The organism is Pseudomonas sp. WS 5071 (genome assembly GCF_012985765.1).
Taxonomy (GTDB): domain Bacteria; phylum Pseudomonadota; class Gammaproteobacteria; order Pseudomonadales; family Pseudomonadaceae; genus Aquipseudomonas; species Aquipseudomonas lundensis_A.
Genome location: NZ_JAAQWY010000025.1, coordinates 20,864 through 36,787 on the forward strand (window position 1 = coordinate 20,864; position 15,924 = coordinate 36,787).

General features: G+C 60.4%; 13 protein-coding genes. 1 reads left to right on the forward strand and 12 read right to left on the reverse strand.

Annotation, left to right across the window (positions count from 1 at the left end):
- Nucleotides 1–9: 9 nt before the first annotated feature.
- From HBN61_RS15830 to HBN61_RS15875, 10 genes are all read right to left on the reverse strand, one after another.
- Nucleotides 10–831: an acyltransferase gene (locus HBN61_RS15830; protein ID WP_094995025.1), complete on the reverse strand. Its 822-nt coding sequence runs from the start codon at nt 829–831 to the stop codon at nt 10–12.
- Nucleotides 828–2,222, reverse strand: a complete 1,395-nt coding sequence (locus tag HBN61_RS15835) for an O-antigen ligase family protein (protein WP_169965754.1) — start codon at nt 2,220–2,222, stop codon at nt 828–830. Before HBN61_RS15835 ends, HBN61_RS15830 begins: the two co-directional genes overlap by 4 nt.
- The gene (locus HBN61_RS15840; protein ID WP_170047132.1) at nt 2,222–3,322 is read right to left on the reverse strand and encodes a glycosyltransferase family 4 protein; all 1,101 of its coding nucleotides are present in this window, start codon (nt 3,320–3,322) and stop codon (nt 2,222–2,224) included. Before HBN61_RS15840 ends, HBN61_RS15835 begins: the two co-directional genes overlap by 1 nt.
- Nucleotides 3,313–4,530, reverse strand: a complete 1,218-nt coding sequence (locus HBN61_RS15845; protein ID WP_170047134.1) for a glycosyltransferase family 4 protein — start codon at nt 4,528–4,530, stop codon at nt 3,313–3,315. Before HBN61_RS15845 ends, HBN61_RS15840 begins: the two co-directional genes overlap by 10 nt.
- Nucleotides 4,527–5,855, reverse strand: coding sequence for a cellulase family glycosylhydrolase (locus HBN61_RS15850; RefSeq protein ID WP_170047136.1), 1,329 nt, complete (start codon nt 5,853–5,855; stop codon nt 4,527–4,529). The genes HBN61_RS15845 and HBN61_RS15850 overlap by 4 nt, the downstream gene beginning before the upstream one ends.
- The gene (locus HBN61_RS15855) at nt 5,845–7,035 is read right to left on the reverse strand and encodes a glycosyltransferase (RefSeq protein ID WP_170047138.1); all 1,191 of its coding nucleotides are present in this window, start codon (nt 7,033–7,035) and stop codon (nt 5,845–5,847) included. Before HBN61_RS15855 ends, HBN61_RS15850 begins: the two co-directional genes overlap by 11 nt.
- Nucleotides 7,035–9,029 (reverse strand): GumC family protein, encoded by a 1,995-nt coding sequence (locus tag HBN61_RS15860; protein WP_170047140.1) that lies wholly within the window; start codon nt 9,027–9,029, stop codon nt 7,035–7,037. The genes HBN61_RS15855 and HBN61_RS15860 overlap by 1 nt, the downstream gene beginning before the upstream one ends.
- A gap of 19 nt (nt 9,030–9,048) precedes the next feature.
- On the reverse strand, nt 9,049–9,825 hold the full coding sequence (locus HBN61_RS15865) for a polysaccharide biosynthesis/export family protein (RefSeq protein WP_170047141.1): 777 nt from the start codon (nt 9,823–9,825) through the stop codon (nt 9,049–9,051).
- 67 nt (nt 9,826–9,892) lie between these two features.
- Complete coding sequence (locus tag HBN61_RS15870; protein ID WP_170047143.1) at nt 9,893–11,350, reverse strand: mannose-1-phosphate guanylyltransferase/mannose-6-phosphate isomerase; 1,458 nt, start codon at nt 11,348–11,350, stop codon at nt 9,893–9,895.
- On the reverse strand, nt 11,351–12,787 hold the full coding sequence (locus tag HBN61_RS15875; RefSeq protein WP_169965742.1) for an undecaprenyl-phosphate glucose phosphotransferase: 1,437 nt from the start codon (nt 12,785–12,787) through the stop codon (nt 11,351–11,353).
- A gap of 417 nt (nt 12,788–13,204) precedes the next feature.
- Between HBN61_RS15875 and yegS the strand changes: the two genes are divergently transcribed.
- The gene (gene yegS / locus HBN61_RS15880; RefSeq protein WP_094995034.1) at nt 13,205–14,104 is read left to right on the forward strand and encodes a lipid kinase YegS; all 900 of its coding nucleotides are present in this window, start codon (nt 13,205–13,207) and stop codon (nt 14,102–14,104) included.
- Here yegS and HBN61_RS15885 read toward each other — a convergent pair.
- Both HBN61_RS15885 and HBN61_RS15890 read right to left on the reverse strand, forming a co-directional pair.
- Nucleotides 14,088–14,747, reverse strand: coding sequence for a response regulator (locus HBN61_RS15885; protein ID WP_094995035.1), 660 nt, complete (start codon nt 14,745–14,747; stop codon nt 14,088–14,090). The two genes, yegS and HBN61_RS15885, sit on opposite strands and share 17 nt — an antisense overlap.
- On the reverse strand, nt 14,744–15,634 hold the full coding sequence (locus HBN61_RS15890) for a sensor histidine kinase (protein WP_170047172.1): 891 nt from the start codon (nt 15,632–15,634) through the stop codon (nt 14,744–14,746). The genes HBN61_RS15885 and HBN61_RS15890 overlap by 4 nt, the downstream gene beginning before the upstream one ends.
- Between the last annotated feature and the right edge of the window lie 290 nt (nt 15,635–15,924).

The following is a 15,924-nucleotide window of genomic DNA, read 5'->3' on the forward strand; positions in this document are numbered from 1 at the left end:
GGCCCGGGCCTAGTGAAACAACGTGAACAGGCCTTTGCCGCCCACTTTGTAGTTCAGGTTGCGGCAGCGTTCGCCTTTGATCGTGGCGTCAGGGCCGCCGACGATGGCATACGGCGGAATCGGTTTGGACACCACGCAGTTGCCGCCTACCACCGCACCCTCTCCAATATCGGCACCAAAGGAGAGCAAGGCGCGGCTGGCAATCCAGGCGTAATCGCGGATGTACACGGGGCCGCCCACGGCCCAAAACTCGGGCGCTTGCACGTCGTGGCCGCCCGCAATAATCAGGACGTGGGAGGCGATGGTCACATGGTTGCCAATGATCAGGCCGCCCCGTGCGTCCAGCTGGCAATGCCAACCCACGGTGCTGTCGTCACCGATGCGCAAGCTGTCCACGCCGAGGATTTCGGTGTTGCGCCACACCGTTGACCCTTTGCCGATTTTCGCCCCGCCCGCGCGCAGCCACAGCAGGCGCAGGGTGTGGCTGGGGATTTTGCAGATCAGAATGTTGTAGGCCAGCTCCCACCAACGCAGCAGGCGGTCGCGCAAGGTCGGCCAGTTTTTGCCGTACAGCGGGATCAGCGCGCCTTTGAGTTCACGCCCCAGCAACGCATAAAACCGTCGGGCCAGCGGGTGTTCAATACGCGGCTCGATATTCAGGTAGCTGATGAAACACAAGGTATCGCCCTTGAGCGGTTGTTCGAAGCACACGTCATTGGCCAGCATCCAGTCGTAGGCGTCGGTCAGTTCTTCGAGGCTGACGCCCATTTTTTCGGCGTACTCGGGCAGGGCCTGACGCAGGTTTCGCGAGTGGAAAAGGCGGTGTTTCATGGGCGAACTCCTGAATAAGGCGGCGAGGCAGGGTGTTTAAGGCGCCGGGCTTCCTGCAGGCTCAAACCGAGCATCAGCCAGAACAACGCGATCAACACTTGAGTGAAGCTGAAATAGTGGTCGAACAGGCCACTGACCAGCGCGGCCAGCAGGCCGACGGTGGTGCCGAGCCAGATCGCATTGTCGGCAGTCAGCACAATGGGCTTGTGGACCGGGCGCACACTGCGCCACCAACTGGCGATGACGGCGATGAACAGCAGCATGCCGGGCAGGCCGAGTTTGTACATGAAGTTCAGGAACAGGTTGGAGATGCCCAGCAAACCGGTGCCCGCTACCCCGGCTTCGACCTTGAAACCGATGCCCAGCGGGAAGCTCGCGATGGCGTTGGGGAATGCCCGGTATTCATCCAGCCGCACACTGGTACTGCCGGAGTCGGACGTAGAAAAGATGGCGGCCAGACGTTCTTGCAACGGCGGGTACACCAGCAACAGCACCACCACAGCGGCAGCCGCAGCCAGCAGCATGCGCCCGGTGTAGGGCACGCGTTGGCTGGCGCACCAGATCAGTACCACCATCATGCTAATCAAGGCCCCGCGCGAACCGGTCATGGCCAGTGCCAGCACCCCCAGCAGGCCGACACTGAGCCCAAGCGCTCTGAGCCAGCCGCGTCGGGTATAACCGAAGCACAGGGCCAGCGGCACGAGCAAGGCCATGGCGCCGCCCGTCACGTTGGGGTGCATCCACGGCGAACTCATGCGGGTGGTAAAGGACTGCAAACGGTCGTCGAGCATGCTCACGCCGCCATAGCCCAAGTGCCCGAGGATTGAGGTAATGCCGCTGGCAGAACGGTCCCGCAGGTACACCGGGATCGACAGCAGCAACAGCAATAACGTGCCGAGCAGCAGCGCGATAACCATCTGCTCACGTGCTTTGGGCGTATCGAGCAGGCGCGGCACTAAAAACAGTACGGACAAGTTCAACAGCCAGCGCACCCAGTTCACCGGGCCGTTGCCTTCGGCAGTGACCATCCACTGGCCGACCACAAACGGCACGGCACTGAACACCATCAACCCCAGCACCCAGCGTTCGGTGCGCAAGAGTGGGGGGGCGGGTCGCAGGTTGTTGAGGATTTTTTGCACCAGCACGCTGCCCCATACCAGCAGGATCAAAAGCTCCGACACGGTGGTGCGAAAGCCGATATTGATCGTCGTGTAGGGCAGGAAAGTCGCGAGCACGCCGAACAGCAAAAGCCCCCACAGGGGATGGCGCAGCACCGTTACCACTCCGGCGACGCCCACCATCAGGACGATCACAGTGAGCGGCGCAAGCACCCAGGCCATAAGCCCGAATAACAGACTGAACAGCAACGCGAGCGGAAGTGCCAAGGGCATTATCGAAGCTCCTCCAACAGCGTATTGAAGCGCTGGCGATACGCTTCGTCAGCGTAACGGGTTGCCCAGCTCTTCATTTGCCCGGCGTCTTCCGGGCCCTGATTGGCCAAGGTCACCATCAACGCGGTGAGGGCTTGTGTGTCGGTTGGGGAGAAGCGTGGGCTCTGGGCCGGGGTGATCTCATCCAGCGCTGAACCGCTGGCCACGGCCACCGAGGTGCCCACACTCAGCGCCTCGATGACTGGCAGGCCAAAACCCTCGGCATATGAGGGCTGCCACAGGCGTTCGGCGTGCTGATAAACCGCGTGCAATTGAGCGTCTGTCAGGTCGCTTAAAAAATGCAGGCCGGCTAATTGCTGCAAGGGCTCAGGCAGGTGTTCCCGGGCGCCCACCAGTACCAGCTCCGGCACCTGTTCCGAGCGTTGACGCGCCGCCTGCCAGGCACTGACCAGCCAGGGGATATTTTTGCGCGGTTCGCGGGTGCCCACCGCCAACCAATAACGCGCGGGCAGGTCAAGGTCGCTGATGTCCGCCGGTTCACCGACAAAGCCGCTGACCAGATTCGGCAGCACCCTCACTTTGTCTTTGGCCTCGGGGAAGAGCTTCACCACCTCGTCCGCCGTGTATTGCGAGGGCGTCCAGATGCGGTCCGCGACCTTGATCGAGTGCCCGATCGAGAGTTTGTCGCTGGTGCGATACACCTTTTCTTTGAGGCGCGAGCCGTGGTGGTTGATGTGGGTCAGCTGGAACACGTCGTGCAGTTGCAGCACATAGCGCATGCCGGAGGGTTTGGCGCCCAGGGGCAAGCCCATGTTGAAGTTGCAGATGTGAATTTCAATACCGGCCTCACGCAGGGCGCCGGGCAGGAAGCCGCCTTCGAAGCGAATGCGGCCGGGCAGGCGGTGCACGCTTTGCAGCGGCGCACCCCAGCGCGGGCAATGCACGCGGCGGCGCAGCGGATGGTCCTCCGGCGCGACGCCGAACAACTGCAACTGCACATCGGGGTGCGCCCGCAATGCCGCTTCCAGTGCCAGCGTCTGACGTCCAATGCCACTGTTGCCATAGCCCGCAGCGGGGCGGTAATCCAGACCTATGCGCATACGCTGACTTCTTCTTTTAAGGAGGGAAGGCGGGTGTAAACCTGTTCCAGCTGGGCCGCCGCCACCGACCAGTCATGCTCGGCCTTGACGTAGGCGCGTCCGGTCTCACCGATGTGTTGCAACAGGGCGGGGTCGCTCAATGCCGTGTTCAGCAGCTGTGCCAGTTCTAGCGGGTGTTCGCTGCCCAGGTAGTGCTCGCCGTTACTGACGTTCAGCCCTGAGCGGCCTTGGGCAGTGGTGACCACTGGCAAGCCTGCGGCCATGGCTTCGAGCACTTTGAGCTTGGAGCCGCCGCCCTGACGCAACGGGGCAAAAAACACGGCGGCCTGACGCTGCAAGTCGCGTAAATCCGGCACGAAGCCTTGCCATTCAATGCGCGGGTCGGTCCAGCGCTGGCGCCAGTGATCCGGCAGGCCAAAGCCGCAGATGGCAAAACGCACGTGGGGATTGAGCGCCCATAACTCGGGCAGGATGCTGTCCAGCGCCCATTCCACGGCATCGACGTTGGGGTGGTATTCGTAATTGCCGACAAACAGTAAACGTTGGCTGTGCAGGTCGGGCTGTACCTGAGCGTAATGCCCGCTGTCGACGCCGTTGACCACCACCGACACCGGCGTGTCCGTCAGTTGGCGCATGGCACGCGCGTCCTGCTCGGTGACAGCAATCAGCTCCTTGGCCAGCCCGAACACGCGTTTTTCCCAGCGCCGATAGCGCCACTGGTCATAGGACGTAAAGGGTTTGAGCCAACCCGGCAAGCGATCATAGCTGGCGGCGCCAAGGGCTGATTCGAGGTTGTGCTCGGTGAGGATGAAGTCGCGCCCGGCGGCGCTCAGTGCCCGCTCGAACGGCTGAAAACTGTAACTGTGTTCGATCTGGATCACGTCCCACGGCTCTTGCAGGAGTTGCCCTATTTGCTGTTCCAGCGGGGCCGTCACGCCGTTGATGCCGGCCAGCATCGGGTAGGGCGCCAAGGCCACGGCCAGAAGGGTCTTAAGGCTGCGCAAAGGGCGGCGGCGGAGCACGATCAAACGGTCGAGAAACGGCTCAAGCGCTGCCCGGGTGGCGGCGTCGAGGGCTGTTTTTGACTGCACCAGCAGGGTGATTCGATGCCCGCGCGCGGCCAGGCTGCGCAGCAAATGGTATTGGCGGGTCTTGCCGCCACTGGTGGTTGGCCAGGGCAGATAGGGCAACGTCCAGAGTATTTTCATGGCGTCCATACCAACAGTTGCAAACTGGATTTAAGCGGCACGGTGATCGCCGCCGCATCGTTTAGCGGGGTTTCAGTACCGGAGAGCGGGTTGTAGAGGGTGGCCTGAGTCACGCCTGGCAACTGCACCTGATTGCCGCTGGCGCTCCAGAACATCCATAAGCGTTTACCGTCGCTGCGGGTCCAGCCAATGCTGTACAGGTCGTTTGGCGCACCGTCGACAACGGGGGGGTCGGCCGGGTCGAGGCGCGGGCCGGTGACCTTGAACACATGCTGCAACGCTACGTATACGGGCTTGGGATTGCCCTGCAGGTCCAGCAAGCCGTAGTACTGGTCGCGCGGCGTGGCGCGGCTGTCGAGGTCGCTGAGGTTGAACAGGAAGATGCGCTGAAAATCCATCGCACTCATCAGCGCTAGCCGACGCAGGGTGAAATCCGCCTGCCCGTCGACGCCGATCAGCAGTTGCATTTCCTGTGGGCCGTTGTAGCTCGACCAGCCCCATTCCGTGGCCCACACCTGGTCAATGCCTTTGGCGTGCAAGGCGTTGTTGAGGAAATTGGAACGGGTCAGAAAGTCGTTGTCGGCGGGGTTGTCGCCCTCCGGGTACTGCGAATACGGGTGGTATGCGGTGATCAGGTGTTGCTCGGCCAAGCCCTGCTCCAGCATTTTTTCCAGCATCAGGCCCGGTTGCTTGGGCATTTGGCTGTAATACGCCATCCCGGCCGTGGCGATGGGGTGCTCTGGCAACGCGGCGCGAATCGCCCTGACGGTGGTGGTCAGCAGGCGGTAGTACTCGGCAGGATCGGCCTGGGGCAGCCACATGATGTTGGGCTCGTTCCACACCTGCCATACGTTCACTTGCGGGTAACGCTGGGCCAGCATCAGCATGCGTTGGGCAAAGACTGAAAAATCCTTGGGCGGATAAAGGTCAGTGGTCGGTTCGCCGGGGGGCACGCTGCTGGCGAACGGCGCAGAACCCACCAGATAGGCCAGGGTCTTGAAATGATGCGCGCTGATGGCCTGCATCACGCCATCGAGCGGCGCCAGTTGCAGGTTGTTTTCTTCGGGCTCGATCATCGCCCAGTGAATGGTCAGGCGCACCCAGTCCAGCCCCAGCGCATCGAGGCGCTGCATTTGTTTTTCATACACCGGCTGCGGGAAGTACTGGAACTGCGCGTTAACCCCCAAAAAGTCCTTCCATACCACCGGGCGCGGGGCGCGTAACGTTGTGCCCTCGGCTTCGGCGGGCGGGCTCCATGGCAGCAGGCTGACCCCGATAACCACGATCAGCAGTGCGGGGAGCCAGAACACAGGTTTACGCCACATGGGTGCGCCCCCAGCAGGCGGATTTGAACATCTGGTGAAAGCGCTCGGCGGTGTTGCTCCAGACGCGTTCATTGCCGATCTGTTGGGCGTGCTCGGCCCAGCGAACAGCCATCATCGGGTCGGCACACAAATGGCCCAACTCGGCGGCCAGCGCGGCCACATTGCCTTGGGGGTAAATCACCCCGTTACCATGATCGACCTCCTCGGCAAATGAACGCGCATCCGACGTAATCACCCCGCGCCCACAAGCCGCGGCCCATGACAGCGCCCCGCTGGTGCCGCGCAACTGGCCCAACAACTTGAGTTTGCTCGACTCGCGGTAGGGCAGGACCATCACGTGGTGCGCCTGAATGACCGTGGCGATGTCGCTGGCTGGCAGGTCAAGGCGCCACGCGATGCTCTTCTCCAGCCCCAATTGCTCAATGCGTTGACGCAGCAGGTGCAGGTAGCTGCCGCCGGATTCGAAGGCCATTTCCGGTTCGCTGCCCCCGGCCAGTGTCAGGGTCAGTTGCTGCTTGAGTTCGGGCTTGTGCATGAAAGCCATGGCCAGGGCTTCGAGCAAATCCTCGATGCCTTTGCCGCGATAAATAAAGCCGAAATACAACAGCTTCACCGGGTTGAGATCAGGCAGCGGCGCAGGCGGAATCAGTAAGTTGCCATGGGGGATGACCACCATTTGCTCGTTATGCAGGCCCATGCGCTGTTTCAGGCAGTCGCTGCCTGACTGCGTGAGGGTGACCAGGCGCGTCAGGCTGCGGGCCAGTTGTCGTTCTTCATACAGGCACAAAGGGTCGGCCAGCACGGTCGCCAGTTGCGGCAACGGCGAAGGCAGGCGGCTGGCCAGTGACAACGGCCAGGGCAGCCGGGCGCGGCGCCAGACCAGCCGCTCCGGGTCGTGCACCGTGGCGGTCAGGGGCAGTTTCGGGAACCGTTCGCGCAAGGCATGCAGGGCGTGGAACTCTGCCAGACGCCCGCCACCCAGTTCGGCGTGCACCAGATCAATGCCGCGCCAGTCCGTGCTGGCCACCCGTTGCAGCGCGCGTTCGGGATCGTTGCCGATGCCAGCCAGCGGCGTACTGACTTCAATGCCTTGACTCTGCAGGGCGGCCTTGAGGTGCCCTGCGTAGTCGGCGATACCGTTTTGTTCAGGCGCCAGGGGCGCTAGCAGGGCGATGTGCATCAGGCTTTACCCCGAATCCGCGCCAGGAAGTTCAACACCTTCTCGGGGATGTCGAAACGACGGCGGTTAATGATGATGCCATCCACCCGCTTGAACGCTGTGTTCAAGGTGTTGAGCGCGGTTTGCAGGATCGGCACAGTGGTTTTTTCAGCCTCGACGATCAGGCAGATCAAATCGGCCTGACGCAAGATCACGAAGGCTTCCTGATTGGAGAAGAACCCGGAAGCGTTCAACAGCAAGATTTCTCCCGGCGCCGCAGGGCCGGTACCCTCGACCCGCACCTGATGGCCGCGCTCTTCCAGCAGCTTGCGCAGGTGCTCGATGACGAAACTCACGCCTTCGCCCCTGCGCGCAGAGGTCAGGCCAATGCTCAACCCGCGTTCGGCCACTTGTTCCAGCGGCAGCACCCCATACAGCCGGTACATGCTGGCGATAAAGGCGCTGCGCCGCTGGGGCTGGTTATCGCTAAGGTCTTGCAGGCTGGTCCAGACCTTGACCCCAAAGCGTTCTTCGATGTGGTCGCCGTCGTGGATGCGTTGGTCCAGCAGGTAGAAGAAATACAGCGCCAACAGCCCGACTGCGAGGCTGATCGGAAGGGCTAGAAACAGCATCAGCAAGCTTTTCGGGAACACGCGATTGGGGTTGAGCGTGGCTTGCTCGATCACCGCGATGTTACTGATGCGGCTCTTGTCCAGTTCACGGTCAATACGCGCTTTTTCAGTACTGTCGCTGTACAGGGCAAAGCTTTTTTCGGCGGCGGCCAACTCACGTTGCAAACGTGACAGTTCAGGCTCAAGGGCCAGCGCCTCGCGGCGATCTTGCTCAAGTTTTTCCAGTTGTACTTTTTGCTGGGCAGCCTGGGTTTTGAGACGACTGAGGCTGGCCTGCTGATCAGCGAAGCTGTTTTGCAAGCGCGTGTACACCGGGTTGGGCGCAAGGTTTTCACTGCGTTGCACCACGGACTTCTCGCTGTTGAGCAGCGCTTGCAGGTTGGCGATGGCCGCGTCCAGCGCTTTGACCGGCGGCGCGGTTTCTTTGAAGGTGCGGGTCATTTCCTGACGTTCGATCAGTTTGGCGTTGATACGTTGTGCCAAATCCTGGCGGTCCGGGTTAATGCTGATTTGCCGCCCGATGCTGATCTCTTTTTTCATGCTGTTGAGCTGCGCCTGAATCGTGTCCAGGCCGCTCTGGGTCGAGGCCACCGCGCGGGTAGTGTTGAGGTGCTCGCCCTTCAGGTTGTTGAGGTTGCGGGCAATGTCGCTCAGGCGTTCGTCGATGCTGACGGCGCCCAACTGGTTGAGGATTTTTTCGATCTGGCGCTGGTAGTCGAGGATCCGCGCCTGAGTGGCGGCCGCTTCGGTTTCATAAAAGCCGTAGAGGCTCTTGCGGCCCATGGTCGAGGTGCGTTCCTGCTCGTATTGGTCGATCCACGATTTGACCACCTGCTGGGCCACTTCAGGGTCATTCCAGGTAAAGCTCACTTCCATCACCGATGAGCCGGGGGCATGGGTGACGCTGAAATTTTTGCTCAACTGATCGGCCAGGCGCTCAACCGGGGTTTGTTTCTCCACCAACCCGAGCATTTGCAGGAACCCGCGACCGATGTCCACCAACCCTTGCACGGTGGCTTTGAGCGTATTTTTGAGGGTCGCAACGACCCCGGTGGGTTGTGGTTGACGCGACAGGTCGTCGAGGTATTTCTCGGCCACCATGCGCACGATCGGGCGCCCGGTGAGGATGCGTTCTTCGTCAATGATCGGATCGCGCATGGCACTGGGGATCACAACGGCCTGGCGATCGGCAATTTCGATCGGCAGGGTGCTGGTGTCGCGGCCGGGTTTGACCAGCAGCAAAGCGGTGGACTCAAAGCGGTTGGGCAGCAAAAAGGCGCCCAGCACAATGATGATGAAGGTCACCAGCACGGTGATTTTGACTTCGCGCTTGAAGATGAAGAACAGGCGCAATAAATCGCGGAAGGAACGGATATTGATCATGTCTGCAGTCCTTTGGCGATTAGTTATTGTCGTTTTTACGCAGTTCGTAGGACGCCCCAATGCCAATTGATTTGGTAAACGGAATCAATTGGTTGAGGTAAAGATCGACCCACTCGATGCCATTGCCCACGGAGGACTTGGGCACAAACACAACGTCGCCGCGCTGCAGCAAAACAGGTGCCTGCTGACTGTTGCCCCGCGCGATGGAGTTTTTGTAATCGAAGAAATACGTGTTGTAGCGCCCGTCGTCTTCCTGACGCAGCAGCGCCACGTTGTTGCTGTCGCCCACCGGCAACACGCCCCCGGCACCGACGATGGCCTGTTCCAGCGTGGTGGCGATGTTGACTTGCAGGGTGGCCGGGTTTTGCACCGCGCCGCCCACATAAACGGTGTTGCTCGGGGTTTGCGAGAAGTTGATGGTCAGTGACGGGTCTTGATAGACGTGGGTCAGTTTCTTTTCCAGCACGGCCGTCAGTTGGTCGGGGGTCATGCCCGCCGCCTTGACGCTGCCAATATAGGGATAAGAAAACGTGCCGTCGGTGCGCACATTGAACAAGGTCAATTCGTAGATCGAGTTGGCGGTAAACGCCGAAATCGACGGCGCTTCACCGGTGTTGCGCACAATGCGCAGGGTGTCGCCGGCGCGTATGCGTTCAAGGGGGAGGAGTTTTCCGGCCAGGGCCTGTCCGGCGCGGTGGCCTTCACGCAAAACAGCATCGTCCGGCAGCGTCACTTTGGACGGCAAACCGCACGCACTCAGCAAAACAACACTCAACAGCAACAGGATTTTTTTCATTATTCGCGCTTCCTGGCATGCAGGGTCACAGCCCTCTTGCGGGGCTGGGACAAATGGAAAACGGTGTTTAATGCGTGCTGGCATCGACCGGGACGCGCCCGTATATGTCAGTAAAGCGTACGATGTCGTCCTCTCCCAAGTACTCGCCGCTTTGCACTTCGATCATCACCAGATCAACCACCCCGGGGTTGAGCAGGCGATGGGTTTTACCGGGTTTGATAAATGTGGATTCGTTGGTGTCGAGCAGAAACTCGTCGTCGCCATTGGTGACCCTGGCCATGCCGCTGACCACGATCCAGTGTTCACTGCGGTGGTGGTGCATTTGCAGGGACAAGGTGCCCTGCGGCTTGACCACGATGCGTTTGATTTTGAAGCGGCGTCCCTCTTCGAGCACGGTGTAGGTGCCCCACGGGCGGGTCACCGTGCGGTGCAGGCGATACGCGTCATGGCCCTGAAGCTTGAGGGTCTGGGCGATGTATTTGACGTCCTGACTGCGGCTGGCGTCAGCGATCAGCAGGGCGTCCGGGGTGTCGATGATGATCAGGTTATTGAGCCCGACCCCGCCCACCAGACGCTTGGGCGAATCGATGTAGCAGTTGTGTACGTCATGCAGCACGTTTTCGCCGTTGCACTGATTGCCATTGGCGTCTGCCGGGCTGAGTTCGCGCACCGCCTCCCATGAGCCGATGTCACTCCAGCCCAGATTGCAGGGGACCACGGCGACTTTCTTCGAGCGTTCCATCAACGCATAGTCGATGGAGATGTCCGGGACCTGGGCGAAGGTGCTGCTGTCCAGTTCGAGATGGATTTCCTGTTTGCCCTGAAACACCTGGCTGTGTTCCAGGCAGTGGCTGACCGCCGTCAGCACGTGCGGGGCGTAGGCTTTGAACTCGCGCAGCACGCTGTCCACGCGCATGCAGAACATGCCGCCATTCCACAGGTGCAGGCCGCCGTCCAGATACTGTTGCGCGGTGGTGGCATCGGGTTTTTCCACAAAGCGCGCGACTTCATAGGCGTCACTGTTCAGCGCGGGGCCTTTCTCGATGTAACCGAACCCGGTTTCCGCCTTGGTCGGCAGAATGCCAAAGGTCACCAGCCAGCCCTCATCGGCCAATTGGCGCGCACTGTCCACCGCGTTGGCGAAGGCGTCGATGTCGCGGATCAGGTGATCGGCGGGGAGCACCAACAGCTGAGCGTCTTGGCCATAACGTTGCGCCACGTGCAGGGCCGCCGCGGCAATCGCGGGCGCGGTGTTACGGCCAAAGGGTTCGAGGATGAAATCCAGCTCGACCCCGCCTTTGTTCATGTGCCGGTAGTCGTCGAGGGTGCGGAAAAACACCTCGCGGTTGGTCACGGTCAGCACTTGCCCCGCATCGCGCAAGCCGCAGGCACGGCGGAAGGTCTTTTGCAGCAGGCTTTCACCGTCGGGCAAACGCATGAACGGTTTGGGCATGGCCTCGCGCGAAACAGGCCACAGTCGCGTACCGGCGCCGCCGGCGATTATGCAAGGAATGAGTAGGCTCATTCAGAACGCCTCTTTAGTCAGGAGCACCGCCGGAACTGTGCGGAACAGGATGTACAGGTCGAACCAGACCGACCAGTTTTCGATGTATTCGAGGTCGAACTCGACACGTTTTTCGATCTTTTCCAGGGTGTCTGTTTCGCCCCGGTAACCATTGATTTGCGCCCAGCCCGTAATGCCGGGCTTGACCCGATGACGCGAGGTGTATTCCTGCACCGCTTCTTCGAACAGAATGCCTGCGGCCTTGGTTGCCGTGGCATGCGGGCGCGGGCCGACCATGGACATGCTGCCGGCGAAAACGTTGAACAATTGCGGGAGTTCATCAAGGCTGGTCTTGCGGATAAAACGCCCGACGCGGGTGACACGCGGATCGCCCCGGGTCGTTTGCTTGTCGGCGGTGAAGTCTGACTGGTTCTGGTACATCGAGCGAAACTTGAATACTTCGATCAACCGGTTATTGTAGCCATAACGCTTTTGCCGGAACAGCACCGGCCCCGGCGAGTCGAGCTTGATCGCCAGTGCCACCAGCAGCATCACCGGGGACAGTACGATCAGTGCGAGGCTCGACAGCACCATGTCTTCAATGCGTTTGAACACGGGCGACCATCCGCGTAAAGGCACTTCGGAGGCGTTGAACATCGGCAGGTTGGCCACTTCACTGATGCGATTGTGGGCATGGCGAAAGGCAATCATGTCGGGCACCAGCAGTACGTTCACCGGGAATTTGCGCAGGTTGCGAATGATGTAGTCCAGGCGGTTTTCCGCCGACCACGGCAGCGCCACCAGAATCTGCGTGACGCGCTCTTCGCGGATCATTTTTTCCAGGTCCTGGGTATTGCCGAGCACAGGCAGGTGAGCCACGGTGTCGGGCAGGCGTGCCATCCGGTCATCAATGAAACCGATCACGCCGGAGCGGATGTCTTGATGCTGGGCCAGGTATTCGGCCAGGCGTACACCGTTTTCGGTGGCGCCCAAAATGACTGCTTGTTGCAGAAAGATCCCGCGGCTCATCAGGCGCTTGAACAGGGTCAGCAAAATCATCCGCTCGACACCAAACAACAGCAGGCTGCCGAGGTACCAGACCAGTAATTCGGCGTTGCTGATGTAGTTGAACAAGTCCAGCGCGCGGTGCATGAACAGCAACAGGCAAAACGCCGCCGACCAGGCGAACAGGGTGAGTTGCAGGCGCCAGCGGTTGCTGAAGATGTTTTCGGCATAGACCCCCAGTGCCTGGAAAAACAGCACGCTGACCACCCCGAAAAATATCAGTACGGCGAAGTAACTGTTGGTGGTTTCCGGGTGTTGTTCGCGCAAATAAAACAGCAGCAACAAACCGGGCAGGATGGCGGTAATGCCGTGTACCACGCGGATGGCGAACAAGAAGTACTCGACCATGCTCGGGCGGGTAAGGGACAAGCTGTCAACGGGCTGCAAGCGCATAAGGATCCCTTCTTAATCGCTACCCCTGGAAAAGGCGCGGACTGCAAAGCAATGTCGTTCATCCATGCTGCTTAACGCCAAATGACGGCTAGATACGGAAGTCGCCATAGAGGGTTTTATGACTATTTATTTGGCGTTCTGCGTCTGACACTGCAGTGTAGACGCGATATTTTTTTGTGTGCTTGATTGGGTGCAGGCCCGTGTTTTCGGGCTGTTAGCAGCCTCTGTGCGGGTTTGCTTTGCTAATGGTCTGTAGTAAAGGACATGAAACAGGTTGTTGCGAATCGAATTTTTGGATCCGCTTTCCGGCTGCGTTTTGGGCCCGATGGATCGGGCTTGAAGCAGCAAAAAAAAACAACAGGCCATTTTCATTTGGCTGTTGTCCAACACCCAGACTCACTGTTTGAGGGACGATGAATGAGCGCAGCAAAGGCCTTTTTAATCTTGCATGGCAAGCAGGCACTCAATGAAGACGTGCGTGCTGCGGTTGAACACCAGCGGACGCAGGGCTGGGACCTTGCGGTGCGGCTCACGTGGGAAGCCGGGGATGCGCAGCGTTTGGTGCATGAAGCGCTGGCCGCCGGTTACACCCACCTGATCGCCGGGGGCGGAGACGGCACCCTGCGTGATATTGCCGAGGCCATGGCTCAGGCGGATGCCCGGGCCAGTCTGGTGTTGCTGCCTTTGGGCACCGCCAACGACTTCGCGCGGGCCGCTGGCGTACCACTGGACCCGGCCCAAGCACTGGCGCTGCTCGATGCCCCGGCCTGCAGCATTGACTTGGGCGATGCTGACGGCGAGCTGTTTTTGAACATGGCCACGGGCGGCTTTGGCAGTCAGGTGACGGCCAACACGTCAGAGGACTTGAAAAAGGTTTTGGGCGGAGCAGCGTACCTGTTTACCGGTCTGACGCGTTTCAGTGAGTTGCACGCCGCCTATGCTGAGTTGCAGGGCCCCGATTTTCACTGGAAAGGCGATCTGCTGGCGTTGGGCATTGGCAACGGCCGTCAGGCCGGGGGCGGGCATGAATTGTGTCCGTCGGCGGTGGCCGATGACGGGCTGCTGGACATCAGCATCCTGCCTGCGCCGCAAGAAGTGGTTGGCACCCTCAAGGGCCTGATGGAAGGTGGCTGGGGCATGGACAACCTGTTTGTGCGCGCGCGCCTGCCCTGGGTGGAAATCAAGTCCGCGCAAGGGCTGTCCATTAACCTCGACGGTGAGCCGATGGCGCAGGAAGCGAGCCGATTCTCTGTGCGCAAGGGCGTTTTGCAGGTGCATTTGCCCGAAGGCTCACCGCTGGTCAGTCGTCAAGGCTGATGATTTGCTCGCGCACAGCAAACAGCACAAGCCCGGCAACGTCATGGATGTGCAGGCGCTTCATGACCTGAGCGCGATGGGTTTCGACGGTTTTGATGCTCAGGCCGAGCCCGCACGCAATTTCGCGGGTGGACTTGCCGCGCACGATCAGGCGCAGGATCTCCAGTTGGCGTTCGGTCAAGTTGTGCTGCCTGGCCTGCGTCGTGCAGGGGGCTGGGCCGCGGTTGAGCGCCTGATTGATCACGGTATGGGCGATGGCCGGGCTCAGGTAACGCTCGTTGTTGCGCAGTGCGCCCAAGGCCTGTTCCAGCTCCACGGCGCTGGTGTCCTTGAGCAAGTAGCCGTGGGCGCCGCTTTCGAGGGTTTGCATGATCAGGGACGGGTCGGTGTGCATCGACAGGATCAGCACTTTGCAGCGCGGCATAACCGCTTTGAGCTGACGCAAGGCTTCCAGGCCGCCGGTATGGCGCATCGACAAGTCCAGCAGAATGATGTCCGGTTGAAGTCGTTCGGCCGCCTCAACCAACTGCCCGCCATCTTCAACTTCGCCAATCACCGCGTAGCCCGGCAAGTCATTGACCAGTGCCTTGACCCCGGCCCGAATCAACAGGTGGTCATCCACCAGCAGCAGATTGCACGTCATGAGGTTTGGCCCAACTGTGCACGTGGATGAGTGCGCTGGGGCCAGGGCAACAGGACTTCGGTATGCGTCCCGGTGCCGGGTTCACTGATGACGCTGATGCTGCCATTCAACTGCTCGACCCGCTCAAGCATACCGGCCATGCCCCGTTGCCCGGCCTGTCTAGGGTCGCTGGCGGGGACGAAGCCGACGCCATCATCGCGAACGCTCAAATGCAGGCCGTCCGCCTGGCGCCGCAGTTGCACCAGCAGGTTGCTGGCCCTGGCATGACGCAGCACATTGGTGACGGACTCCTGGGTGACGCGAAAGATAACCACGGCCATGTCTTCCTGAATATCGCCCAAACGCGGGTGGCACTCGAAGGTCCAGCGAAGCGATGCGTTTTCGAGGGTTTTCATCAAGTGTGCCCGCAGGCTGACGTCGAGGCCGAGGCTGGCAATTTGCGTTGGGTTAAACGCGGCTGAAACATCGCGCACCTTGGCCAGGGTTTCTTCAAGCAACGTGCACAGGCTCAGGCAGTGCGCCTGCAAGTCTTCGGGTGCGCGGCGTTGCAGCCAACGGGTTTGCAGGGTGGCAGCTGTCAGCAGTTGGCCAATGTCATCATGCAGTTCGCGGCTCAAGTGTTGGCGTTCGCTTTCCTGTACCTCAATCATGCGGGCCGCCAGTTCCTTGGGTTGCAGTGTGATGGCGTTGCGCGAGTCCCGGTGAAGCCACCAGATGCTGGCCAGGGTGGTCAGGTCGAGCAGCATTAAAACGGTGGGCAAGGAGTCGCACGCCCAGTAGGCGACGATGCTTGAGAGTGCAGAGCAAAGACAAAGCGCTGCCGTCAGCCGGCGAGCGGTTTTACCCGTAGGGTACAAAGGCTTGAATGACTTGAGGCTGGCGTGCATAGCGTGTGGAGCCAAAGGTGTTCGCTGAAGGACCTGGCAGGTGGCTGGCAGGTAAAGAGTTAACGGGATCAACGTTCATGGCTGATGCCAAGCCTGAACGGATTTACACACAGGCGTTCGGCTTAACGATCGGCGCGCATGGTATCACTTCATTTAAAGCGGGTCGCCTTTGACATGGGTTAAATGGCATTTTGCACAGCATGGTTAGTTGCGCATTACAGGTTTTGCCTGTGCGCTTAAATAGGAAATAAGTCGATAGCTTAGTTGGCCCTTAGATGCAAACGCCTGAA

Coding starts and splice junctions, on each gene's coding strand:
- HBN61_RS15830 (WP_094995025.1), bottom strand. CDS start 831: ATGAAACACCGCCTTTTCCACTCGCGAAACCTGCGTCAGGCCCTGCCC.
- HBN61_RS15835 (WP_169965754.1), bottom strand. CDS start 2,222: ATGCCCTTGGCACTTCCGCTCGCGTTGCTGTTCAGTCTGTTATTCGGG.
- HBN61_RS15840 (WP_170047132.1), bottom strand. CDS start 3,322: ATGCGCATAGGTCTGGATTACCGCCCCGCTGCGGGCTATGGCAACAGT.
- HBN61_RS15845 (WP_170047134.1), bottom strand. CDS start 4,530: ATGAAAATACTCTGGACGTTGCCCTATCTGCCCTGGCCAACCACCAGT.
- HBN61_RS15850 (WP_170047136.1), bottom strand. CDS start 5,855: ATGTGGCGTAAACCTGTGTTCTGGCTCCCCGCACTGCTGATCGTGGTT.
- HBN61_RS15855 (WP_170047138.1), bottom strand. CDS start 7,035: ATGCACATCGCCCTGCTAGCGCCCCTGGCGCCTGAACAAAACGGTATC.
- HBN61_RS15860 (WP_170047140.1), bottom strand. CDS start 9,029: ATGATCAATATCCGTTCCTTCCGCGATTTATTGCGCCTGTTCTTCATC.
- HBN61_RS15865 (WP_170047141.1), bottom strand. CDS start 9,825: ATGAAAAAAATCCTGTTGCTGTTGAGTGTTGTTTTGCTGAGTGCGTGC.
- HBN61_RS15870 (WP_170047143.1), bottom strand. CDS start 11,350: ATGAGCCTACTCATTCCTTGCATAATCGCCGGCGGCGCCGGTACGCGA.
- HBN61_RS15875 (WP_169965742.1), bottom strand. CDS start 12,787: ATGCGCTTGCAGCCCGTTGACAGCTTGTCCCTTACCCGCCCGAGCATG.
- yegS (WP_094995034.1), top strand. CDS start 13,205: ATGAGCGCAGCAAAGGCCTTTTTAATCTTGCATGGCAAGCAGGCACTC.
- HBN61_RS15885 (WP_094995035.1), bottom strand. CDS start 14,747: ATGACGTGCAATCTGCTGCTGGTGGATGACCACCTGTTGATTCGGGCC.
- HBN61_RS15890 (WP_170047172.1), bottom strand. CDS start 15,634: ATGCACGCCAGCCTCAAGTCATTCAAGCCTTTGTACCCTACGGGTAAA.